Origin of the sequence: Streptomyces sp. NPDC058464 (genome assembly GCF_042721035.1) — a bacterium.
GTDB lineage: Bacteria > Actinomycetota > Actinomycetes > Streptomycetales > Streptomycetaceae > Streptomyces.
In genome coordinates this window covers 1-22917 of the sequence record NZ_JBHXMA010000076.1, presented here as the reverse complement: position 1 = coordinate 22917, position 22917 = coordinate 1, and the positions used below count along the sequence as shown (strand labels likewise).

Genomic DNA, 22917 nt, shown 5'->3' with positions numbered 1-22917 from the left:
GAAATGACAAGGAGCACCCTCATGGCCGCGCTCGCCCCGACGCCGGACATCGACGTGATGAAGCAGGTCAACCGGCGGTTCGTCACCGGCGTCACGGTCGTGACCGCGATGGACGGGGAGACCCCCCGGGGCCTTGCCGTCAATGCGTTCTCGAGCATCTCGCTCGATCCCCCCACGGTGATGGTGTGCGTGCAGCACACCTCGTCCACCCACGACTGCCTCTTCCGGGCGGACCATCTGGCGATCAACATCCTCTCCACCGACCAGCTCGACGTGGTCGGGACCTTCGCGAGCAAGGCCGCCGACAAGTTCAAGGACCTCGACTGGGAGAGCGGACCGTTCGGCAGTCCGCTGATCTCCCACAGCAGCGCGCAGATGGAGGTCCGGATCCGCGAGCGGCTCCAGGCCAGTACTCACACCATTTTCATCTGCCGAGTGGTGCACGCCGCGGTCACGGATCGTCACCCCATGGTCTACAGCGCGGGCGGCTTCTTCGATGGCGGTGCGCTCACGCCCATGGGGTGATCCGGCGGGCGGTACGGGACCCGGAGGAGTACTCGGTGGATCGCACGGAGAGCGAACCGACTCGCTCGAGCGGAACCTGCGCGCGGCCGATGCGGCGGTGGAACGGGACGACCGGGAGCGGTACGCGGCGCTGGTCCAGGAGTTCCACGTCCTGATCATCACCGGTGTCGACAACAGCAAGTTGCACCCACTACCAGATGCTGATGAATCAGCTGGCGTACTCCCGGCTGGTGAACGCATCGCTGAGCCGGCCGGGCCGCGCCACCCGGTCCGACCGCGAGCATCAGTGGTCCTGGAGCTGATCCTGGCAAAGGACGGCGACAGCGCCGAGCAGGTGACGCGTGAGCATGTCAGGGCCAGCCGGCGCGCGCTCCTCGCCGGCCTGCCCATCGGCGGCCGGAGCGAGAGCCTCGGCTTGGCGGGTTCCTGATCGCGTCCCGCCTTCGTGTGCCGGCCGGACGAGCCGTAGGCATCGTGAAGAGACCGATGCGCATCCCGTCGGCGCTCTCCGGCGAGTGCACAGCCTGAGCCGTCCCGCCGCCGTCAGTACGTTCGCGCGAGCCGGGGTTGTCGAGACCGCACGGTGGATGCGCGAGGTGCTCACATGCCCGGCGCGGGGAGTCGTAGTCGCGCTGTTGCCGACCGGCATCTGTCTCTCCCGCCCGGACCGGTACCTCGCCCGCAGCTGGAACATCCGATCGCGAACTCTTCGGCCCGGCAGCCCGACTACCGGTCAACGAGATTGTTGACATTAGCGTTGACGATGGTTGAAGTCTGAAGTTAGTGTCCTTCTTGTTGAGATACTAGTTCTGCCTGACAGGACATAGATCCTGTCGGGTGCCAAGGAGTTGATGGTTATGACCGAGGCGTCCACCGCGCAGGCGCATCTTCCCGACGGTGTGCAGAGCGTGATCAATGGCGCGCTCACGAAGGGCCTTCCGATCACGGTGGCGCACCCCGACCCGACGGGGGCGCCCGTCATGTCGTTCCGCGGCAGTGTCCAGGTGTACGGGCCGACACGGCTGAGTATCTGGGCGCGCAACGCGGAGGGCGGGCTCGCCGCCGCGGCGGCGGCAACCGCCCCGGTGGCGCTGCTCTACCGTGACGCGGCGGCCAAGACGACGCTGAACATCCGCGGCCGTGCGCGTCTCGCCTCCGACGACACCGAGCGCGACCAGGTCTTCGAGGTGACGCCCGCAGCCGAGCAGACGAAGGACCCGGACCGCAAGGGTGCGGCGATCGTGGTCGACGTCGAGCGGGTGCAGGGCATGCTCGAAGGGGCCCCGGTCAAGGTCGTCGTCCCGGGCGCCTGAGCAGTTCCTCCGATCGGCCCCCGTCGGCGGGTCCGATCACGGTGACGGGGCCGCCCGCGCGCCGGCCCCGTCGCGACCCGTCACACCCGCCCCGCACAGGAGATCCCGTGAGCCCGGTCGTCCACGACGGAGACGCCTCCGCCACCTCCGTCGCCTTCTATTTCGATCCGAGTTGTCCGTACACCTGGATCACGTCGCGCTGGATGCTCGAGGTCGAGCAGCACCGTGACCTGGAGCTGCGGTTCCACCTGATGAGCCTCTCCGTCCTCAACGAGGACCGTGCCGACCTGACCGAGGAACTGGTGGAGCGCTACCGCCTCCGCTGGCGGCCGGTGCGTGTCGCGGCCGCCTTGGTCCAGGAACGAGGGGAGGAGGTCCTGCGGGACTTCTACACCGCCTTCGGGACCCGTTTCCACGAATGCGGTGACAAGGACATCGACCGGGTCCTCAAGGAAACCCTGGCCCACCTGTCCGCGCCCGAGACGCTGCTGGCGGCGGCGGACTCCACGGCCTACGACGACATCGTGCGCCGGAGCCATCGGGAGGCGGTCGAACCCGTAGGGCCGGGGGTCGGTACACCGATCGTCCACATGGACGGGACGGCGTTCTTCGGGCCGGTCATGACGGCGATCCCGAGGGGTGAGGAAGCCGCACGGGTCTTCGACGGCGCGCGACTGCTGCTCGGCTTCCCGTACCTGTCCGAACTCAAGCGCAAGCGCGTCGGTACACCGACCTTCGACTAGGGCGAGGAGGAAACACATGCCCATCCAACGTCTCAACCACGCCGTCGTCTATGTCTCGGACGTCGTGCGCAGTGTCGCCTTCTACCGCGACGTGCTGGGGTTCCGGGTGAAGGCGGAGAAACCCGGCAGAGTGTTCATGCAGGCGCCGGGGTCGAACAACGACCACGACATCGGGCTGTTCGGGATAGGGCCGGCCGCTCTCCCGTCGGACGCCGGCTGGCGCACGGTCGGCCTGTACCACCTCGCCTGGGAGGTGGACACGCTCGCCGAACTGTCCCGTGTCCGCGAGAAGTTGATGGAGGCCGGTGCTCTGGTGGGAGCGACCGACCATGTGAGCACGAAGTCGCTGTACGCGCAGGATCCGGACGGCCTGGACTTCGAGGTCTGCTGGCTGCTCCCCGAGCGTCTGCTGACCCCCGAGGTGCTGGCCGAGGCGACCACCGCACGGCGCTCCCTCGACCTCGAGTCCGAGATCAACCGCTACGGAGCCGAGACGCTCGGTGGTGTCGGTGTCTCGTTCCCCGCGTAGCCGGGGCGGTGGTAGCCGATGACGGCGGAAGACATCCTGGAGGGGGGAGCGCGAGGCAAGGCGACCGCGGTCGCCTACCTGCGCGACGCCGTGCTGAGCGGCGAGTTGATCCCGGGCCAGCGTCTGGTCGAGTCCGACTTCGTCGAGCTGATCGGGGTCACGCGGGGCAGCCTGCGGGCGGCGATCGACGAACTCGTCTCCGAGGAACTGCTGGAGCGCACTCCCCACCGGGGTGCCAGGGTCCGCTCGGTGTCGCTGGCGCAGGCGGTGGAGATCCTGGAGTGCCGCAAGGTGCTCGAAGGGCTGATCGCCGCCAAGGCCGCCGAGCGTATCGGGCCGGACGGCGTCGAGCGGCTCACCGGGCTCGCCGAGCGTTTCGACGGTGATCCGCGGGACCGGGACGCGCGGCAGAACTCCCTTCTCAACCAGGAACTGCACGCCCTCCTGGCCGAGTTGGCCGGGCAGACGACCGCGGCCGACCTCATCGGACGGCTGAACGCACAGATCGTGCGTCACCAGTTCCAGTTGTCCCTGCGGCCGGGGCGGCCGCAGGTCTCGGCGCCCCAGCACCTGGCCATCATCAAGGCGGTCACGGCACGGGACCCGGCGGCGGCTCAGCAGGCCGTCCACGTGCATCTGGACAGCGTGATCGAGGCGCTCCGGGCAGCGACGTGAGAGGGCGTCAGCCGTCGGGGCCGACCTGCCCGGTCGGCCCCGACGGCATCGGGCCCCCGCAACCCTTGCTGATATATCTGCAGGGGTGTAGCTTCGTGTTAACGGCGGAAGAACACCGTGAAACCAGCGAAAGCGCTGGTGAAACGGGTTGTGCTGCCCATGGCAGACGCATCGGTCATGCCGTGTGACCGGGCCGCGCCCGGCCCGGTCACCGGTCACCGCGCCTACCTCACGATCGTTCCCGTCCGTGCCCGCCGCCCTGCCGAACGAAGAGTTCCCCGGGGACGGTCTCCTTCCGTACGCCGTATCTGATGTCTGTCGGCCATGCCCTGTCGGGTGTCGCCTGGGGGGACGGCGGCGTGCGGGTGAACTGGAAGCAGAGGAGAGAGTCAGTGACCACTTCGCCCCGCCTCGCAGCTGACGCGCCCAAGCACCCGGGGCCGCGCCCCCGCCGGGAATCGCCCTATCTGAGTGAGGCCGGTCGCAAGGTGCGCGACGCGGTGTCCGAGATCGTGCCGATGCTGCGCGAGCAGGCCGTCGAATCCGATGAGTTGGGCGCTCTTACGCCGGAGATGCTCCGGGCGCTCGACAGCGCGGGGGTGTTCCGGCTCGCCGCCCCGGCCGAGCTCGGTGGCCTTGCCGGCGGCGCCCGGGACACGGTCGAGGTGATCGCCGAGATCAGCAGGGGCGACGGCTCGGCCGGCTGGGTGGCCTTCATCGGCGGCCGCAGCCGTACGCTGGCCGGCTTTCCGCAGCCGGCGGTGGACGAGGTCTTCGCCCGTGCCTCCGAGTGGGTCGGCCCGCTGGTCGCCGGTGCGTCCACCTTCGCCGGCAAGGTGGGCTCCGCGTACAAGGTTCCCGGCGGCTGGATGGCACAGGGCACCTGGCACTTCGCCAGCGCCTGCAAGCACGCGGCCTGGGCGACCGCCGGTGTCGAGGTGGACGAGGCGGGTCATTCCGGGCGGGGCATGGTGCTGCTGACCCGGGACCAGTTCACCATCCTGGACAACTGGCATGTGATGGGCATGGCGGGATCGTCCAGCAACAGTATCGCCACCGAGAGCGAGGTCTTCGTCCCTGACCACCGCTTCATCGACATGGCCGAACTGCCCGCTCTCATGAAGATGTTGCGCGACCGGTACGAGGCCGCCACCTTCCGCGGGCACGGCGGCATGCTGATCACGACCGTCAGCAACATCGCCATCGCGCTGGGGATGGCGCGTGGCGCCCTGGAGTGCTTCGCCGAGCAGGCCAAGGCTCGCGCACCCTTCAACCTGCCGTATCCCACGGTCGCGGAGATGCCGTCGGCGCAGGTGGCGGCGGGCCGGGCGAGGGCGATGATCAACGCGGCCACCTCCGTGATCCTCGGTCACGCGGACGAACTGGACCGGCGCGCCCTGGCCGACGAGCCGTACGCGCCGGGCGAGGAGACCCAGGCGACCATGGACCTCGTCTACGGCGCCCACCTGTGCGCGAAGGCCATCGACCTCATGCAGAACACGCTCGGCTCGTCGACGGTGAGCCTGAAGAACCCGATCCAGCGGTACGTCAGGGACGTCCGTGTGCTCACGACCCATGGCGCGATCCGCTTCGACCCCATGGCCGAGATCAACGGACGGGACGTCTTCGGCCTGGAACCCATCTCGCTGTTCGGTGCCGGACTGCCCAAGGTCGCCTGAACCGGCCGACAGCCATGTGCCCCCCGCCCGAGGGGGAGAGGAGGAACGATGAGGCGGCGAACGTACGGCGTGCGTACGAGGGGAGCGGGCTCCTCAGGCGCCCGGCCGGCCCGAGGCCCGCTCGGCGTCGCGCCGTTCCAGTACGGCCAGTGTCGTCTCGCGGATCCACACGTGCGAGGCGCGCAGCCGGTCGGTGGCGGCTTCCACGTCCTCGCACATGAGCGCCGCCAGAAGAGGCTCCAGCCCCTGCTCGACCACGTCCCGCAGCGGGACGTGCCGATAGGTGAGCGACCACAGGCGGTGCAGATGGCCGGCGAGCTGTTGTTCGAGCTTCGCCAGCCAGGGATTGGCCGTGGCTTCCAGCAGGGTGTCGGACATGCGCACCGACACGTTGTGGATCCAGTCCGTGGCCGCGGGGCCCTCGGGGGGAGCCTCGTCGATCCAGCGCCGCAACGCGTCGAGTCGTTCGGCCGGGACGCGGCCGTGGGCGTACCGCAGGCTCATCAGGCGCAGCGGCTCGGACACCTCGAACAACTGGCGTGCGCCGGTCACGGTGACGTCCGTGACGCGGTAGCCGCGGCGCGGCAGCACCTCCATGAGGGCCTCGTCCACCAGCCGCGACGCGGCTTCCCTGGTCGGCGTGCGCGCGAATCCCGACAGCTCGCGCAGCTCTGTCTCGGAGAGCCAGGCGCCGGGTTCCACGGCACAGGTGACCACGGCGCGTCGCAGGTTCCGGTACGCCTGCTCGGTCATGGACAGACCGGTACCGCTGCCCGTGGCGTCCGCCGCTTGTGAGGTCACCGTTTTCCTCCACAGTTCCGACAACCAGATCCGATCTTGATATATCAGCAGGGCGGAGTCAAATCTCCGCCCCCGCCCCGGAGGTGGGTGCAATGACGATGTCGTCCGCTGGCGCCGGTGAGACCGGTTTCGAGCCGGAGGCGTTCCGCGATGTGATGGCCGGGGTCGCCTCCCCGGTGACGGTCGTGACGGGGGTGAGCGAAGGTGTCCCGCACGGTACGACGGTCAGTGCCTTCACCTCGCTCTCGCTCTCCCCGCCGATGGTGCTGGTCTCGCTGGACCGGGGCAGCCGGCTGCTCGAAGTGGTGCGCGGCTCCGGCAGGTTCGGCGTGAACGTACTCTCCTCGCACCAGGCCGGGTTGGCACTGCGCTTCGCGCGCAAGGGCGGAGCCGAGAAGTTCGACGGCACCGAGTGGTCCCTGGTGCACGGCCTGCCCCGGCTGCCCGAGGCGACGGGCTGGCTGGCCTGTGAGACGGAGACTCTGGTCGACGGCGGCGACCACGTGGTCCTGCTCGGCCGGGTGCTCTCCGCCGAGCATCGCGTCGCTCCTCCGCTGACCTATCACGCCCGGGCGTTCGGTACCCACAGCATGCTGGCCGCGAGCGCATGACGCCCGGCCGCCCCGTGCCCTCGCCGCCCGCCACACCCACGGAGGCCGCGACCGTTCCACGTCTCCCCTGGCGCCGGCTGGCCGTGCTGGGCGGCCTGAGCACCTTCGGCCCGCTGTCGACGGACCTCTATCTGTCGGCACTGCCCGACCTGACCCGCCGGCTGCACGCGGGTGACTCGCTCGGCCAGGCGACGCTGTCCCTGTGCGTGATCGGCCTCGCGGTCGGGCAGCTCGTCACCGGCCCGCTCTCCGACCGCTTCGGGCGACGCCGTCCGATGCTGGTCGGGGTGGGCGCCTTCGCCCTGCTGTCCGCCGGCTGCGCGCTGGCGCCCTCGATCGAGGTGCTCCTCGTGCTCCGGTTCGCGCAGGGCCTGGCCGGCGGTGCCGGTCTGGTGATCGCGAGGGCCATGGTCAGGGACCTGTACCAGGGACGTGAGGCGGCCCGGGTCTTCTCGCTGATCATGCTCTTCGCCGGGGCGGCGCCGGTCTGCGGACCCCTCGCCGGCGGACTCGTGCTGCGGTTCACCGACTGGCGGGGCACGTTCGTCGTCCTGGCGGCCGTGGGGCTGGTCCTGCTCCTGGCCGCCACGACGCTCCCCGAGACCCACGGGCGAGCCACCAGCACAGATGGGGGCAGCACCAGGCGGGAACTCCTCCGGCTCCTCTCCCAGCGCCGCTTCCGCACCTACGCCGGACTCCTGGGCACCACCTCCGTGGTCCTGTTCACCTACATCTCGATGTCGTCGTACGTACTCCAGGACGGTGAAGGGCTGACCTCCGGCCAGTACTCCCTCGTCTTCGCCCTCAACGCGGCCGGACTGGTGGGAGCGGGCCAGCTCAACCGCAGACTGTTGCTGCGGGTGAGCCCGGAGCGGCTGGCGGCCGCCGCCACCACGGCGTCCCTCGCGACGGCGACGCTGCTGGTGGTGTCACTGGCCTTCGGGCCTCCCCTCTGGCTGCTGCTGCCAGGGCTGTTCGTCCTGGTCGCCTCGGTCGGCTGCACCACACCGAACGCCACCGCGCTCGCCCTCGACGACGCCGGACGCGTCGCCGGAACGGCCGCGGCCCTGCTCGGCTGCGTGCAGTACCTGCTCGGGGCGCTCGTCCCCCCTCTCGTGTCCGGCGACCACGCCACCGCCACCGCCCTGGTCGGCACGGTCTGCGTCGCCGCGACCGCATCGGCGGTCCTGGCCCGCTACGGCACCCGCCCGGCCCGGACCGCATGACCCAACAAAGGAGAGAACCGTGACAGAGCACAACACCAAGGCGGACAAGGAGATCGTGCTCGACTTCCTGCGCCGTGCGATCGCCGAGCACGACCCGGTCGCGGTACGCGAGCTGGTCGCCGCCGGCTTCGTCGAGCACTCACCGGGTCTGCCGCAGGACCGGCAGGCACTGGAGGAGCAGGTCCGTTCCCGCGGCCCGAAGCCCGGTGCCGAGACGGGCGAGCCTGAGTTCGTCGTCGCCGAGGACGGCCTGGTGACCGTATGTTTCTATGTGCCGCAGCCGGAGCCGGAGGCGCCCGAGGAGTCGTACGACTACTTCTCCTTCGACACCTACCGGGTGCGCGACGGCCTGATCGCGGAGCACTGGTCGAACTTCAACAAGATCGCGCCCCTGCCCCTGGAACTGCTGGACGGCCCGGCCCGGCGTCCCGTGACACCGGAGCCTGGCGCGAGCAGTGCCGAACTCGCCGACCGCAAGCAGCTGGTGACCGATCTCTACCGCTGCGTTTTCGACGCCATGAACCCGGACGCGATCAAGGACATCGTCGCCGACGACTACACGCAGCACGCCCGTTGGAGGGCCGAACAGGGACGAGTGGGCCTTGAGACGTTCGTCCGAGGACTCTTCCGGACGGTGCAGCCCAAGCCGGTCCAGCCGGAGGTGATGAACAAGCCGACCATCCTGATGGCCGAAGGTGACATCGTCATCTACGCCCAGCCCCGCCCCCAGCCGGAGCCCGACGACGAGTCGAAGACGTACATCTACCTCGTCTTCGACGCCTTCCGCGTCCGTGACGGGCTGCTCGCCGAGCACTGGAGCGGAATCAACAAGATCGCCCCGCCCAAGCCCCCGAAGATGCCCCCGATGCCCAAGTAGCCGGAGAATTCCTGACAGTTGGGCCCCGGTACGCTCGGTGTACCGGGGCCCAACTGTCGTTCAGGCCGTGTACCGGGCGCGGATCTCGGAGACCACGCCGAACGCAGCCGCGGTCAGCGGCACCGCGAGCAGCATCCCGATGACGCCCGCCACGGTTGCGCCCGCGGTGATCGCCAGCATCACCACCGCCGGGTGCATCTGCACCGTACGGCTGTGGACCATGGGCTGGAGCACGTTGCCCTCGATGACCTGCACCAGCAGCACGACCCCCAACGCCCAGAGCGCCGTCACCCAGCCGCGGTCGGCGAAGGCGACGAGGACGGCCACGGCTCCGGAGAGGAAGGCGCCCAGGTACGGGATGTAGGCACCGACGAAGACCAGTGCTCCGAGGCCGAGCGCACCGGGCACCCTGAGCACGAGCAGGCCCACGGTGATGCTGAGCGCGTCGATGAAGGCGATGAGCGTGGTGCCGCGCATGTAGCCCTCGATCGCCTGGAAGGCCCGCCGGCACATCGCTTCGACGGTGTGCGCCGAGCGGGCGGGGGAGAGCGAATGCATGGTGGCGAGCGCCCGGTCCGAGTCGCGGAGGAAGAAGAAGACCAGCAGCAGCGCGAGCACACCCATGGTGACCACGTCGCTGACGACGCTGACCCCGCTCATCAGCCCGGAGGCGGCGGTGCCGCCGAACTTCGACAGCAGGCTGCGCAGGGTCTTCGCCAGGTCGTCGAGGGAGGCGCCGGCGGTGCCGGACCGGCCGGAGAACGACTGCGCCGCGTCGCGGAGCGAGGCGACGATCTGGTCCCCGGTGTCGATCAGGGCGCTGACCACGATCGTGACGGACCCGCCGACGACCAGGACCACCGCGGCGCAGGTCAGACCGGCGGCCAGGGACCGGTTGACCTTCAGCGAGACCATGCGCCGGTAGAGCGGGCCGAGCAGGGCGCTGCCCAGCAGGGCCAGCAGGACGGGCGTGACCGCGGTCTGGAAGGTGACGCACAGCCATATCGCGACGGCGACCACCCCCGTGACCAGGAGCGCCACCGCGCTCCAGGCGCCGAGGCGGCGCACCGGGTCCGGCAGGAGGGGGCGGGGACCCGCCGCGTACGAGCGGCCGGGAATCCTTGCGACGTCGGCCGGCCGGTCGTACGGACGAGGGCTGGGCCGTGTCAGGCGCTGTCTGACGCGGATCGTGGGCTGTCTGGTGTGGGGAGCCCTGCGGGCTCGCCGTATGTGGGTCATCGAAGTCGTCTCCGCTTGCCGCGGCCGTCGGCCGCCGAATGTTGGTTCCGTACGACGACTCCGGTGCGTCGGCCCGTCGAGGCCGGCGCACCGGAGTCATGTCTTTCGATCCGCCTGCCCTCAGGCCGCCGTCTCCCGGGGCCGCTGCTCCTCGTCGAGAAGCCTGGCGGCGATGTTGTCGAGGGCCTGGTCGAACAGCGCCCGGTCGTCGGGGTCGGAGACGTTCCAGTCGTCGAGCCGGGTGTCCAGCCACCGCCGCCAGGCGGCGTGCAACCGCTCCACCTCGGCGTCCCCGGCCGGGGTGAGGCTGAGCAGATCGCCCGTGCGCTCGACACGGTCGGCGTCGACGGCCTGCTCGAAGGCCGGTTCCAGCACCTCGACGGGCATGCGGTGCGAGCGTGCGATCGCGGACGCGGAGGCCTCTCCGAAGACGCGGGTGTACCAGTGGACCTGGCCCAGCACCCAGGCCTGGCCCGGCGGCAGCGTGCTGCCGGAGCCGGCGTGGATCTCGTCCCGGAGGGCGGCGTCGTCGCGCATCTTGCGCATCACGTTGGAGACGGTCCGCTCCAGTTGGGCGACGCGGTCGGTCGAGTCGGGGGCTCCGAAGCCCTCTCCGAGGTCGGTCACCGAGGCACGGGCGGAGTCACGCAGCGGCACTTCCTTGAGGAAGCAGGCGACCACGAAGCCCACCACGGCCACGGGCACGACCCAGAGGAAGACGTGGTCGATCGCCTGGGCGTAGGCGTCGATGACCGGCTTCGCCTGGTCGGCGGGCAGCTTTCTGATGGCCGACGCGCTGTGTGCCGCCTGCGCGGGGACCCCGGTCTTCGCCACCACGTCGGCCAGCAGCGGATCGAGCTTGTTGTTGTACAGGGTGCCGAAGACGGCGGTGCCGAACGAGCTGCCGAGCGTACGGAAGAACGTCACCCCGGAGGTGGCGGTGCCGAGTTGCGCGTAGGGGACGGTGTTCTGCACGACGATCGTCAGCACCTGCATGGAGAGACCGAGGCCGAGGCCCAGCAGGAACATGTACAGCGACTCCAGCCAGGCGCCGGTCCCGCTGTTCATCGTGGACATCAGATACAGCGCCAGACCGGTGACGGCCATGCCGACGACCGGGAACATCTTGTAGTGGCCGGTGCTGCTGACAACGTTCCCGGACAGCATCGAGGTCGCGAGCAGCCCCACCACCATGGGCAGGGTGCGCAGCCCGGACGAGGTGGCCGAGGCGCCCCCGACGTACTGGAGGTACGTCGGCAGATAGGTCATCGCGCCGAGCATGGCGAAGCCGACGGCGAAGCTGAGGATCGAGCACACGGTGAACACCGGCTGCTTGAACAGGCCCATCGGCAGCATCGGTTCCTCGGCCCGCAGTTCGACGAGGACGAAGGCCGCGAACAGGAGCACCGACGCGGCGAACAGGCCGATGACGACGGCCGAACCCCACGCGTACTCCGAGCCGCCCCATTCCAGGGCGAGGACCAGGGAACAGGCGCCCAGGGCCACCAGGGCGACACCGGCGTAGTCGATGACCGGGCGCACGGCGCCGCGCACGGCCGGGATGGTCCGGGCGGCGGCGATCACCATGACGACGGCGATCGGCACATTGACGTAGAAGCACCAGCGCCAGCTCGCGTGGTCGGTGAACAGGCCGCCCAGCGTGGGGCCGAGCACGGTGGTGACACCGAAGACCGCGCCCATGGCGCCCTGGTACTTGCCGCGTTGGCGCAGTGGGATGACGTCCGCGATGAGCGCGGTCGCGGTCACCATCAGACCGCCGCCACCGATGCCCTGCACGGCACGCGCCACGATCAGTGTCGTCATGCTGCCGGCGGCTCCGGACACCACGGAGCCGGCCAGGAAGACGACCGCGCTGATCTGGAAGACCCGCTTGCGGCCGAAGAGGTCACCGAGCTTGCCGGAGAGGATCGTGGAGACCGCCTCGGCGAGCATGTACGCGGTGACGACCCAGGACATGTGTCCCGAGCCGCCCAGGTCGGTGACGATCGTCGGCAGCGCCGTGGAGACGATGGTCTGGTCGAGGGCCGCCATCAGCATGCCGAGCATGATGGTGGCGAAGACGAGGTTGGTCTGTCTGGGAGTGAGCGACCTGGGGGCGGAAGCGCTGGTCGTAGCGGTGCTGCCGGTCATGGTCCTGGGCATCCTGTAAGTGGGGAGGGCCGGGCACGGGTGGGGTGAGTGGGCCTGGGCCCGAGCGGGGACGGGCGGAGCGACGATGCTCACGCAGATTGATCTCCGGTAATATAGTACGGAACCGTGTCGTTCTATAAGGGGTTGTCGCCGTGACGGTTCAGGAAGCGCGTTCACGTGTCGGGCGGCCCCGGATGACCGCGGACCGGCAGCGGGAGATGCTGGCCGTGGTGCTGGAGGAGCTGCGCGAGGTGGGGTACGAGGCACTGACGATGGAAGGGGTGGCGCAGCGCGCGCGGTGCAGCAAGGCGACCCTCTACCGTCAGTGGGGGAGCAAGGCACGGATGGTCGCCGCCGCCCTGCGGGACCGAAAGGTGGAAGCCCCGGCCATCACGGACAACGGCAGCCTGCGGGGTGACCTGCTGGTGATGACGGCCTGGCTGGCGACCGCTGCTGAGGAGGAAGCCGGCCTGGTCGCCGCGCTGCATCATGCGGCACTGGTCGACCGGGAGGTCGCGGCCACCCTGCGTACCGCGCTCCTCGGTCTGGGGCCGGCCCGGGTCGAGGAGATCGTCGACCGGGCGGTGGAGCGAGGCGAACTGACCCACCGGTCCCGAACCATGGAGTTCCTGCCGCAGTTGCTGTTCAGCGCGGTCGTCGCCCGCCCGCTGATCGAGGGGACCGCCGCCGACGAGAGCCATCTGGCCCGGTTCGTCGACGAGGTGCTGCTGCCCGTGCTGAGGCAGGGCTGACCGGCGGCGATGCCCGGCCCACTCCCGTAGGGTGCGGAACTGTTCCGTTCTGCAGGAGGTGCCCATCATGACCGGCGAGCCCGAGCGTCCCGTCATCCGTCGTCCCCGGATGACGCCCGACCGTGAGGTCGAGCTGCTCTCCGTCGCACTGGGCGCGCTGCGTGAGGTCGGCTACGGGGCTCTGACGATGGATCTCATCGCCTCCAGAGGGCGGTGCAGCAAGGCCACCCTCTACCGGCAGTGGGGGAACAAGCCGAAGATGATCGCGGCGGCCGTCACCGCGCTCAGGCCGGTGAACCCGGGTAGCTTCGACACCGGGACGTTGCGCGGCGATCTGCTCTCCTTGGTGAGCCAGTTGGCCATGGGCGCGGACCAGGACACCACCCTGATCGCGGCCCTGCACCACGCGCTGCTCACCGACGCGACGCTCGCCGGGGCGTTCCGCACCGCCATGCTCGACCCCGAGGAGGAAGACCTCGCACGGATCGTGCAACGCGCTGTGAAACGAGGTGAGTTGGCGCATCGGCCGGCAGCGGCCGAGTTCCTGCCGCAGATGCTGTTCAGCGCCGTCGTGGCCCGCCCCATGTTCCGCGGAGTTCCGGCCGATCCCGAGTACCTGGCCCGCTTCGTCGACCAGGCACTGCTCCCCGCCCTGCACCACTCCTGAACGACCCGAATCCGGGCGGCTCGCCGACGCGGTTGTGCTGCCGTCGCAGAGCCGACGTCAGGATTGCCGTCCCGACGCAAGAGCCGCGACCCGGGTCTTGGCTTTACTGCTGCCGATGTCCCTGGCCCGGGCGCCAGGGGCCACCGGGCTGGACCTCGCAGCAAGGAGCCGCACATGACCGACACCGTCACCACACCGGCCGACCGGGAGGACAAGGAACCGGAACGCTACGGCAGCAGGGCGACGGCCGACCGGATCCGGGCCGCCGTCGCCGAACTCGTCCCGCTGCTGCGCAAGGAAGCCGTGGCCTCGGACGAGAGCGGCATGCTGACCCCGAAGACACTCCAGGCGCTCGCCGCGACCGGGGTGTTCCGCATCGCCCACCCGCTGGAGTACGGCGGTTACGCCCTGGGCGCGCGGGACGTCGCCGACGTGGTCGCGGAGGTCGCCCGTGGCGACGGCTCGGCCGCGTGGACCGTCTGGGCCGGGACCGGACTGCGGCTGCTTCTGGGCTTCCCCGAGCAGGCCGTGGACGAGGTGTTCACCGACGTCGCCTCCTGGCTCGGTCCGCTCACGTGCAACGTGGCCGTTCTCTCGGTGCGTGGGGGCAAAGCCCGCAAGGTGCCCGGCGGTTGGATGGTCAGCGGGGACAACTGGGCCTTCGCCAGCGGCTGTCATCACGCGGCCTGGGCGCTCGTGGGGGCCGAGTACGTCGACGAGACCGGGCAGGGGCGTCCCGCGATGGCGGTGCTGTCCCGGGACCAGTACCGGATCGTGGACAACTGGAAGGTCATGGGCCTCAAAGGCTCCTCCAGCAACGCCATCGCCACCGACGGCGAAGTCTTCGTCCCCGACCACCGCTTCGCACCCACCTCGGAGTTCCCCGCGCGCATGGCCGGTCTCCGCGACCGCTACGCCGGCCTCGGCTACCGCACCGGTCCGCGCGCCGCCTCACTGGTGATCAACCTCAACTGTGTGCCGATCGCCCTCGGCATGGCGCGCGGAGCACTGGAGTGCTTCGTCGAGCAGTCCCAGGCCCGCAAACCCTTCAGCCTCCCGTACCCGAGCGTCGCCGAGATGCCGGCCACGCACATCACCGCTGCCAAGGCCCAGGCCGCGGTCAACGCCGCGCAGGCGGTCATCGAACGGCACGCCGACGAGGTGGACCGCCTGGCGCTCGCCGGTGACGACATCACCTCCGAGCAGATGTCCGAGATGACGATGGACCTGGTCCACGCGGTCCAGCAGTGCGCGGACGCCATAGACCTCCTCCAGGTGACGCTCGGCTCCTCCACGGTGGGTCTCGGCAATCCGATCCAGCGCTACGCGCGCGACATCCGGGTCATGCAGACGCACCGGATGCTCCGCCTGTCCGAGGTGGCCGAGCTCCACGGACGGACGATCTGCGGGCTCGAACCCATCCCGCTGCACGGCGCCCACACCATCTGATCTCCGCCTTTCCGAAGGCACTTGAAAGCACGGGCGGCGTGGGTCGCCCGCCCTGAGGAGGACTCAGCGGTGAACGCTGCCACGACGAGCTGCACCGATTCCGCGCTGCTGCGTAAGGCATTCGGCAGTTTCCTGAGTGGCGTGGTCGCGGTGTGCGGCCTGGCCGAGGACCAGCAGGCGGCCTGCCCGGCGCTCGCCGCGAAGCGGGGCGACCGGTTCACGGACGTTCCCTGGCGGACCGCCTCGCACGGCGCGGTGCTCGTGGAGAACGCCGTGGCCGCCTCCCGTTCTGCCGGTGCTGCTCCGGTTGTCGCAGGGCGCCGTGGCCGGGGCCGTGCGGGGCGGTGCCCTCCTGATGGCCGTGGAGCACGCGCCGGAGCGCAGACGTGCCCGCTGCAGGCGAGATCCGTCGGCGTGCCGGGACGTGGAAATCCATGACGATGCGGCGTTACGCGTGGGTGGCCGAACTGGTGCCGGCCGTCGGCGAGGCGGTGGCGCCGGCGTGCGGTCCCGAGACGGTCGCCGCCGTGGAGGCCGAGTTGGGGCCCGGACCGGTCGCGTGGGGCGTCCAGACCTGCGCGCGCATCGTGGCCTCGGCGCCACCGACCGGATTCTCGGGCACCAAGCCGGTGGTGCCGGGCGAGGACGAGGCCCAGCGGCGCTCGTACGAGGTGGGTCTGTTCATGCTGCTTCAGGCGTTGTACACCGGGCGGGTCCCCTCGGAACTCCGGTTGTCGCCCGAGGCGCTCGAGCTGAACCAGCACGCGTTGCACCGCCGGATGCCACTGGCCGGGATGTTCCAGGCGATGTGGCAGGTCAACCTGCGGGTCCAGCAGGCACTGCTGGACTTCCTCGCGGAGCACGACCTGGTGGGCAGCCCGACGGAGGCGTTGCTGCTGGCGGCACAGCTCAGCGAATCCGTGATCAGCTACGTGGAGGCCATCCAGGACAGGACCCAGGAGGCGTGGGAGAGAGACCTGCGCCTCTGGGAGGAGCAGACGGCCGTGGCACGGCGCCGTGCCATCCGGCAGCTGATCGAGGGCACGGTCGAGGCCGCCGAGGCGGAGCAGGTCCTCGGCGTCCGGCTGCGTGCTCACCACGTCGGGCTGATCGCGGCCAGGCGGCGGGCGGGCGGTGCCCTGTCGGGCCTTGCCGACGACCTGCATCGTGCGGTGGCGCTTCTGACGGATACCGATGCACGCTTCATGTGTGTCGAGACGGACGACGACACGATCGCGGCCTGGCTGACGTTCGCCGCGCCGCCGGAGGCCGCGGAACTGCGATCCCTGCACGACGGCCTCGCGTCACTGACAGGTGTCTGGTGTGCGGTCGGACCCCGCTGTCGGGCGCCGCGGGCTTCCGCCGTACCCACATGCTCGCGCGGCGCCTGGCCGATTACGCACAGGCGCACGTTCGCGACGGTCTCACGGTCTTCACGATGGACTCGGTGAACACCGTGAGCCTGCTGGTCGAGGATCACGACTTCGCCCGCTGGTTCGTCCGCACCACACTGGGCGACCTTGCCCGGCCGCAGGCGCGTGACCACCATCTCCGCGAGACGCTGCTGCGCTACCTGGTCTCCGGGCGCAGCCTCCGCGCCGTGGCGGACGAACTCCATGTGGCACCCAACACCGTGACGTACCGGGTGAAGCAGGCCGAACAGCTGCTGCCGGACCGGAGCACGGACGACCCGCTCGACCTGATGGTCGCTCTCTGCATCGCGCTGGACCTTCCCGAGGTGCTGAGCGAAGACGCCGTATCTCCGTGAGAGCTGCTTCTGCTGCGGTGTGAGTGTGTCGTGCGACCCGCCCATGCTGGATCAGGACACTTCCCGGAGAAACTATCTCGTACTATTTGAGCTCGGTGTACCGCAGTCGCGGTACACCGAGCTGCCGCGTTCGGGGGACGAAGCATCTCCGGGGCGGTGCCTACTCTGTGTTCCTTGGGCTGATCGACCCCTGAGGGAGGGCTGCTCACGTGAGAGACGCCCGTCTGGTCGGCTGTGTGGTCCTGCTGTCGCTGGTCGCCGACTTCCTCGACCCGGCAGGTCTGCGCGTCCCGAACGTTCTGGACGTGGTGGTCGTCGTGCTCGCGGGCGCGCTTCTCCTGGCACGTGAGCGCCGGCCGGTGGCCGTGCTGGCCGGAGTGGCGGCGCTGTCCGCCGTGCACCAGGCGTGCGGGGGGCTGATCGTGGCCACCGAGCCCACTCTGATGATCGCGTTGTACGGCTGCGGCCTGCGCACCGACCGGCGCACGGCCTGGATCGCGGCCGGGGCGGCCACGGTGGCGGTGGCCGGGGCGGCTGCGATGTTCCAGGAGGGGCCGATCCTGGGCCCCATGCGCCTGGGTACGGCGACACTGACCGGTCTCGCCACCGCGCTGGGTGACTCCATGCGCAACCGGCGGGCCTACGTCGACGCCCTCAAGGAGCGGGCCGAACGCGCGGAACGCACCCGTGAGGAGGAGGCGTCCCGACGGGTGGCCGAGGAGCGGGTGCGTATCGCCAGGGAACTCCACGACGTCGTGGCGCACGAGTTGACGCTGATCAATGCACAGGCGGGGATCGGCGCCCATGTGGGGCGGGGTGACCCGGCGCAGCTGACCGAGTTGCTGCTCGCCATACGTGACGGGTCGCGCGGAGCCCTGGACGAGTTGCGCTCCATCGTCGGTCTGCTCGGGCGAACGGGGGAGCCGGGCGCTCCGATGGAACCCACTCCGGGGCTGGCCCGCCTGGACGATCTGGTGAGGTCGTTCGCCCGCGCGGGGTTGCGCGTGGACGTGATCCGGGAGGGGGACCAGGAGGCTCTGTCCTCAGCGGTGGATGTGGCGGGCTACCGCATCGTCCAGGAGGCGCTGACCAACGTCAGCAAGCACGCGAAGACGGATTACGCGCAGGTGAGACTGCGCTACGGGCATGACGCCCTGCGGATCACCGTCGAGAACTCCGGGAGCACCCTGGCCGGCCGGATCGTCGGAGACGGCACCGGACGCGGGCTGATCGGGATCCGTGAACGGGCGGCCGCGGCCGGGGGGACGGCCGCGATCGGGCCCCGGCCGGGCGACGGCTTTCTCGTCGATGTACGGCTGCCGCTCGGCCGCCGTGTCCTGGAGGGCGGCACCAGGCAGAGAGACAAAATGGAAGGGGTCGTATGACGGTTCGGGTGCTGCTCGCGGACGACCAGGCACTACTGCGGGGCATGCTGCGGCGGCTCGTCGAGGCCACCCCGGGGATGGAGCTGGCGGGGGAGGCCGTGGACGGTGTCCAGGCCGTGGAGATCGCCCGCTCCGAACGCCCGGACGTGGTGCTCATGGACGTGCGGATGCCCGGCCTCGACGGCATCGAGGCGACCCGTCTGATCACCTCCGACCCGGATCTGGCCGAGGTGAAGGTGCTGATCCTGACCACGTTCGAGATCGACGAGTACGTGGCCCAGGCCGTCCGGGCGGGTGCCCGTGGCTTCATCGGCAAGGGTGCCGATCCCGAGGATCTGCTGGCAGCGATCGAGGCGGTGGCCGCCGGCGAGCGCATGCTCTCCGCAGCCGCCACGGCTGCGCTCATGACGCAGTTCCAGCTGGTCGCGGTACAGACCTTGACCGATCAGGCGGGGCGGCTCGACGAGCTCACCCCCCGGGAGCGCGAGGTCCTCTCCCTCGTTGCCCGCGGACTGACGAACGAGGAGATCTCGCGGCGCTTCGGTGTGAGCAGGCACACGGTGAAGACCCATGTGAACCGCACCATGAACAAGTTGCGGGTCAGCGAGCGCGCCCAGCTGGTCACCATCGCCTACGAGACCGGGCTGGTGCGGTCTCGCCAACGTCCGTGAATGTAGTACGGATGCGTTCTATATAGCGCGTCCGCGGTATGTACGGGACACCGCGGTGGGGTGACGACACGCCGGATGGTGCCGGGCAGGGTGGCAGCGGGCCGCCCGATGCCCATGGACCCGGCGGCTCTCTCCTCGCCCGTCCGCAGAAAAGAGATCCGTCCCGATGTCCTGGTTGTCCAGGGTGAGCATCGCCAACCGCAAGTTGGCCGCGCTGATCACGATGCTGGTTGTCGCCCTAGGGGTGTACGCCATCCCGTCGATCAAGCAGCAACTGCTGCCCGACCTGTCATTCCCGACCATCACCGTCACCGCCACCTACCAGGGCGCGTCGCCCGACGTGGTCGAGGATCAGGTCGTCAAACCCATCGAGGACGCGGTCAAGGGCGTCGACTCGATCCAGACGATGACCTCGACGTCCCGGCAGGGCTCCGCGACGGTCTCCTTGCAGTTCGACTTCGGTGTCGACACGGACACCAAGTCGAACGAGGTGCAGCAGGCCCTGTCCAGGAGCAGCTCCAGCTTCCCGGACAGCGTCGATCCACAGGTCGTCACCGGCGGCACCGGCGACCAGCCCACGCTCACCCTGGCCGCGACCTCGAACGCCGACCAGCAGAAGCTCGCCGGCGAACTCGACGACAAGGTCGTTCCGGAGCTTAAGACGATCGACGGCGTCAACCAGGTCACCGTGTCCGGTGAGCGTGACCAGGTCGTCGTCATCACCCCGGACTCCGACAAGCTGTCGCAGGCGGGGCTGACGACCCAGTCGATCAGCAACGCCCTGACCTCCAACGGCCGCACCAGCGCCGGTGGTTCGGTCGACTCGGACGGCAAGAGCCTGAGCATCGAGATCGGCGGCTCGATCACGTCGGTGAAGCAGGTCGAGAACCTGTGGCTGAGCAGCGCGAGCGGGTCGGGCTCCAGCGGTGCGTCGGGCTCGGGTACGGGCGGCTCCGGCATGGGCGGATCCGCGATGGGCGGTTCGGCCGCGTCCTCCGGCGGTTCCGCCACCGCGAACCCGGTGCAGCTCAAGGACGTCGCCTCGGTCGAACTGAAGGACGCCGAGGTGACCTCGCTGACCCGCACCGACGGCAAGCCCAGCCTGGGTGTCTCGGTCACCATGGACCACGGTGGCAGCTCCTCCTCCATCTCGGACGACGTCCGGTCCAAGCTGTCGGACCTGGAGAAGTCGCTCGGTGACGGCGCGAAGCTCACCATCGTCTCCGACTCCGGCCCGCAGGTGAGCAAGTCGGTCAACGGCCTGCTGGAGGAGGGCATCCTCGGGCTCCTGATGGCGATCCTGGTGATCGTCCTGTTCCTGCGGTCCGTCCGGTCCACCCTGGTGACCGCCGTCTCGATCCCGCTGTCCCTGCTCATCGCGCTCATCGCGCTGTGGTACGAGGACTACTCCCTGAACGTCCTCACCCTGGGCGCGCTCACCATGGCCGTCGGACGGGTCGTGGACGACTCGATCGTGGTGCTGGAGAACATCAAACGGCACCTCGGGTACGGCGAGGAGAAGCGCACGGCCATCATCACGGCGGTGCGCGAGGTGTCCGCCGCGGTCACCTCCTCGACCATCACCACGGTCTGCGTGTTCCTGCCGATCGGCCTGGTCAGCGGTATCGTCGGGGAACTCTTCGGCCCCTTCTCGGTCACGGTCGCGGTCGCGATGATCGCGTCCCTGGTGGTGTCGCTGACCCTCGTGCCGACCCTCGCCTACTGGTTCCTGAAGCCGCCGAAGGAGGCCGCCGGCAAGGATCCCGAGGAGTTCCGCAGGGTCGTCGAGGACGAGGAGCGCAACGGCGCCCTCCAGCGGGCGTACGTCCCCGTCATCGACTGGGCCACCAGGCGGCGCAAGACCGTGATCGGTATCGCGGTGGCCCTGCTGGTGATCACCTTCAGCATGATCGCCGGGCTCAAGACCAGCTTCCTCGGCGACTCCGGGCAGGACTCGCTGAGCGTCACCCAGACCATGCCAGCCGGGACCAGCCTGAACGCCACCAACACGGCCGCCAAGAAGGTGGAGAGCGTGCTCTCCGGCACCGACGGCGTCGCGTCGTACCAGGTGACCATCGGCTCGCAGGGCGGCTTCATGTCCACGGGCGACGTGTCCAACAGCGCTTCCTACAGCATCTCCGTGAAGGACGACGCCGACTCGGACTCGGTGCAGAGCGACCTCCGGGCGAAGTTCAAGAAGCTCTCCGGCGCCGGCGAGCTCACGTTCAGCTCCAGCTCGGGCTTCGGGACGAGCAGTGACGTCGAGGTCACCCTCAAGTCCGACGACGACTCGGCGCTGAGCACGGCCGCGCAGCGCGTGACGAAGGCTCTGCAGGGCGTCGACGAGGTCACCGGTGTCACCAGCGACCTCTCCCAGGAGGCCCCGCGGCTCACCGTACGGGCGAAGGGCGAGGCCGCCGCGCAGTACGGCCTGACCGACACAAGCATCGCCTCCGCCGTGAGCGAGGCGGTCCAGGGCTCCACCGTCACCCAGATCACGGTCGACGGCACCCAGCGCGACGTGGTGGTCAAGACGGCGGCCAAGGCGCCGAACTCCGTCTCCGCCCTGAAGTCCCTGAAGATCTCCACGTCCTCCGGCGACGTCCGGCTGGACAAGGTGGCCACGGTCACCAAGAGCGAGGAGCCCGTCGAGCGCAGCCGTATCGACGGCACCGAGGCCGTCACCGTCTCCGGGACCCCGGTCGGCGACAACACCGGTGCCGCGAGCCGCGCCGTGCAGACCGCCGTGGACAAGGTCGACATGCCCTCCGGCGTCACCTACGAGATGGGCGGTGTCACCTCCAGCCAGAACAACGCGTTCAGCCAGCTCGCCCTCGCGATCCTGGCCGCCATCGCCATCGTGTTCCTGGTCCTGGTCGCCGTGTTCCGCAGCATCCGCCAGACGCTGGTGCTGCTGATCTCCATCCCGTTCGCGGCCACCGGCGCCATCGCCCTGCTCCGGATCACCGACACCCCGCTCGGCGTCGCGGCGCTGATCGGCATGCTGATGCTCATCGGCATCGTCGTCACCAACGCCATCGTGCTGATGGACCTGGTCAACCAGTACCGTGCCCGGGGAATGTCCATCGAGGAGGCGGTGCGCGAGGGCGGCAGCCGCAGGCTCCGGCCCATCCTGATGACCGCGCTGGCCACGATCTTCGCCCTCATCCCGATGGCGCTCGGCATCACCGGGTCGGGCGGGTTCATCTCCCAGCCGCTGGCCGTGGTCGTCATCGGCGGTCTGCTCAGCTCGACCCTGCTGACCCTCGTGCTCATCCCGACCCTGTACACGATGGTCGAGACCCGGCGGGAACGCCGGGCCGCCCGTCGCCAGGCGCGCCGGGGCGAGGCTCCGGTGGCACCGGAGCGGGAGCCGGACCACGCGGTGGTCGGCTAGCCGCGCACACACGGCCGGACGGACCGTCCGGCCGTGTGTGCGGTGCCGGGGGTGTCCTGCGGATTCCGAGGGACGCCCCCGGTGGTTCGACGACGAGGGTGGCGGACCCGACACGGATCCACAGCCGATTCTCAGTCCACTCAGGTTGCCGCCCGCCACTTCGTCCATATAGTTAGATCTCTAATTACATTCCCCGGGTCCGGACGCGAGCCGCGCACCACACGGGCCCTCATCGAATGCCGTCTCTCCACGGAGTAATCCCATGACTGCCGAGTCCGCTCCGCCTGTCCACGCCAGGCATGCCAAGCCGGTGCCCGAGCCTGTCGTGCACGTCCCGCTGCCGCCGGGAGGGGGGTTCCGGCGCTTTCTGGCGCTGTTCGCGCTGAACTGGCCCGGGATGCTGCTGGTGATCAGTGCGGTGCTGAGCGGGAAGCTGCAGGGGAGCCTGGTCGACGACCT

The 22917-nt window shown here is 69.7% G+C and carries 22 protein-coding genes; 19 read left to right on the top strand and 3 right to left on the bottom strand.

All coding sequences use genetic code 11. The annotated features are described in order from the left end of the window. Positions 1-21 precede the first annotated feature (21 nt). The 7 genes from ACFWPQ_RS49460 (at position 22) to ACFWPQ_RS49430 (ending at position 5464) form a co-directional block, all read left to right on the top strand. Positions 22-525 (top strand): flavin reductase family protein, encoded by a 504-nt coding sequence (locus tag ACFWPQ_RS49460; RefSeq protein ID WP_384051195.1) that lies wholly within the window; start codon positions 22-24, stop codon positions 523-525. Beyond that, positions 497-955 (top strand): FCD domain-containing protein, encoded by a 459-nt coding sequence (locus tag ACFWPQ_RS49455; RefSeq protein WP_384051192.1) that lies wholly within the window; start codon positions 497-499, stop codon positions 953-955. The genes ACFWPQ_RS49460 and ACFWPQ_RS49455 overlap by 29 nt, the downstream gene beginning before the upstream one ends. Before the next feature lie 427 nt (positions 956-1382). Then, entirely contained in the window at positions 1383-1838 is a 456-nt protein-coding gene (locus tag ACFWPQ_RS49450; RefSeq protein WP_384051189.1) for a hypothetical protein, read from the top strand. A 107-nt stretch (positions 1839-1945) separates the two neighbouring features. Continuing rightward, complete coding sequence (locus tag ACFWPQ_RS49445; RefSeq protein WP_384051186.1) at positions 1946-2581, top strand: DsbA family protein; 636 nt, start codon at positions 1946-1948, stop codon at positions 2579-2581. A gap of 16 nt (positions 2582-2597) precedes the next feature. Continuing rightward, positions 2598-3110, top strand: a complete 513-nt coding sequence (locus ACFWPQ_RS49440; RefSeq protein ID WP_384051183.1) for a VOC family protein — start codon at positions 2598-2600, stop codon at positions 3108-3110. Positions 3111-3128: 18 nt separating this feature from the next. Next, positions 3129-3785 carry a GntR family transcriptional regulator gene (locus tag ACFWPQ_RS49435; protein ID WP_384051180.1) on the top strand — a complete coding sequence of 219 codons (657 nt, stop codon included), beginning with the start codon at positions 3129-3131 and terminating at the stop codon, positions 3783-3785. Between the two features lie 392 nt (positions 3786-4177). Further along, the gene (locus tag ACFWPQ_RS49430) at positions 4178-5464 is read left to right on the top strand and encodes an acyl-CoA dehydrogenase family protein (RefSeq protein WP_384051177.1); all 1287 of its coding nucleotides are present in this window, start codon (positions 4178-4180) and stop codon (positions 5462-5464) included. A 93-nt stretch (positions 5465-5557) separates the two neighbouring features. Here ACFWPQ_RS49430 and ACFWPQ_RS49425 read toward each other — a convergent pair whose 3' ends face one another. After that, complete coding sequence (locus ACFWPQ_RS49425) at positions 5558-6265, bottom strand: GntR family transcriptional regulator (RefSeq protein ID WP_384051173.1); 708 nt, start codon at positions 6263-6265, stop codon at positions 5558-5560. A 92-nt stretch (positions 6266-6357) separates the two neighbouring features. Between ACFWPQ_RS49425 and ACFWPQ_RS49420 the strand changes: the two genes are divergently transcribed. From ACFWPQ_RS49420 to ACFWPQ_RS49410, 3 genes are read left to right on the top strand one after another with little or no spacing between them, the layout of a single operon-like run. After that, positions 6358-6876, top strand: coding sequence for a flavin reductase family protein (locus ACFWPQ_RS49420; RefSeq protein ID WP_384051170.1), 519 nt, complete (start codon positions 6358-6360; stop codon positions 6874-6876). Continuing rightward, on the top strand, positions 6873-8102 hold the full coding sequence (locus ACFWPQ_RS49415) for a multidrug effflux MFS transporter (protein WP_384051167.1): 1230 nt from the start codon (positions 6873-6875) through the stop codon (positions 8100-8102). The genes ACFWPQ_RS49420 and ACFWPQ_RS49415 overlap by 4 nt, the downstream gene beginning before the upstream one ends. 19 nt (positions 8103-8121) lie before the next feature. Beyond that, positions 8122-8979, top strand: a complete 858-nt coding sequence (locus tag ACFWPQ_RS49410) for a nuclear transport factor 2 family protein (protein ID WP_384051164.1) — start codon at positions 8122-8124, stop codon at positions 8977-8979. Positions 8980-9039: 60 nt separating this feature from the next. Here the strand turns inward: ACFWPQ_RS49410 and ACFWPQ_RS49405 are convergent, their stop codons facing one another. Then, positions 9040-10218, bottom strand: a complete 1179-nt coding sequence (locus ACFWPQ_RS49405) for an AI-2E family transporter (RefSeq protein WP_384051161.1) — start codon at positions 10216-10218, stop codon at positions 9040-9042. Between the two features lie 120 nt (positions 10219-10338). Next, a complete protein-coding gene (locus ACFWPQ_RS49400; RefSeq protein ID WP_384051158.1) occupies positions 10339-12369 on the bottom strand; it encodes a DHA2 family efflux MFS transporter permease subunit in 2031 nt (676 codons plus the stop codon). Positions 12370-12521: 152 nt separating this feature from the next. On the opposite strand from ACFWPQ_RS49400, the gene ACFWPQ_RS49395 reads away from it, so the two are divergent. The 9 genes from ACFWPQ_RS49395 to ACFWPQ_RS49355 form a co-directional block, all read left to right on the top strand. After that, complete coding sequence (locus ACFWPQ_RS49395) at positions 12522-13121, top strand: TetR/AcrR family transcriptional regulator (RefSeq protein ID WP_384051155.1); 600 nt, start codon at positions 12522-12524, stop codon at positions 13119-13121. Between the two features lie 67 nt (positions 13122-13188). Further along, positions 13189-13788 carry a TetR/AcrR family transcriptional regulator gene (locus ACFWPQ_RS49390; RefSeq protein ID WP_384051152.1) on the top strand — a complete coding sequence of 200 codons (600 nt, stop codon included), beginning with the start codon at positions 13189-13191 and terminating at the stop codon, positions 13786-13788. Between the two features lie 174 nt (positions 13789-13962). Continuing rightward, the gene (locus ACFWPQ_RS49385; protein WP_384051149.1) at positions 13963-15237 is read left to right on the top strand and encodes an acyl-CoA dehydrogenase family protein; all 1275 of its coding nucleotides are present in this window, start codon (positions 13963-13965) and stop codon (positions 15235-15237) included. Between the two features lie 434 nt (positions 15238-15671). Continuing rightward, positions 15672-16688: a hypothetical protein gene (locus tag ACFWPQ_RS49380; protein ID WP_384051146.1), complete on the top strand. Its 1017-nt coding sequence runs from the start codon at positions 15672-15674 to the stop codon at positions 16686-16688. Further along, positions 16685-17005: a helix-turn-helix domain-containing protein gene (locus ACFWPQ_RS49375; RefSeq protein ID WP_384051143.1), complete on the top strand. Its 321-nt coding sequence runs from the start codon at positions 16685-16687 to the stop codon at positions 17003-17005. The genes ACFWPQ_RS49380 and ACFWPQ_RS49375 overlap by 4 nt, the downstream gene beginning before the upstream one ends. Before the next feature lie 209 nt (positions 17006-17214). After that, positions 17215-18390 carry a sensor histidine kinase gene (locus ACFWPQ_RS49370; RefSeq protein ID WP_384051139.1) on the top strand — a complete coding sequence of 392 codons (1176 nt, stop codon included), beginning with the start codon at positions 17215-17217 and terminating at the stop codon, positions 18388-18390. Beyond that, the gene (locus tag ACFWPQ_RS49365) at positions 18387-19061 is read left to right on the top strand and encodes a response regulator (protein ID WP_384051136.1); all 675 of its coding nucleotides are present in this window, start codon (positions 18387-18389) and stop codon (positions 19059-19061) included. Before ACFWPQ_RS49370 ends, ACFWPQ_RS49365 begins: the two co-directional genes overlap by 4 nt. A 166-nt stretch (positions 19062-19227) precedes the next feature. Further along, complete coding sequence (locus ACFWPQ_RS49360; protein ID WP_384051133.1) at positions 19228-22458, top strand: efflux RND transporter permease subunit; 3231 nt, start codon at positions 19228-19230, stop codon at positions 22456-22458. Positions 22459-22720: 262 nt separating this feature from the next. Next, a partial coding sequence (locus ACFWPQ_RS49355) for a hypothetical protein (RefSeq protein ID WP_384051130.1) occupies positions 22721-22917 on the top strand: 197 nt, incomplete at its 3' end.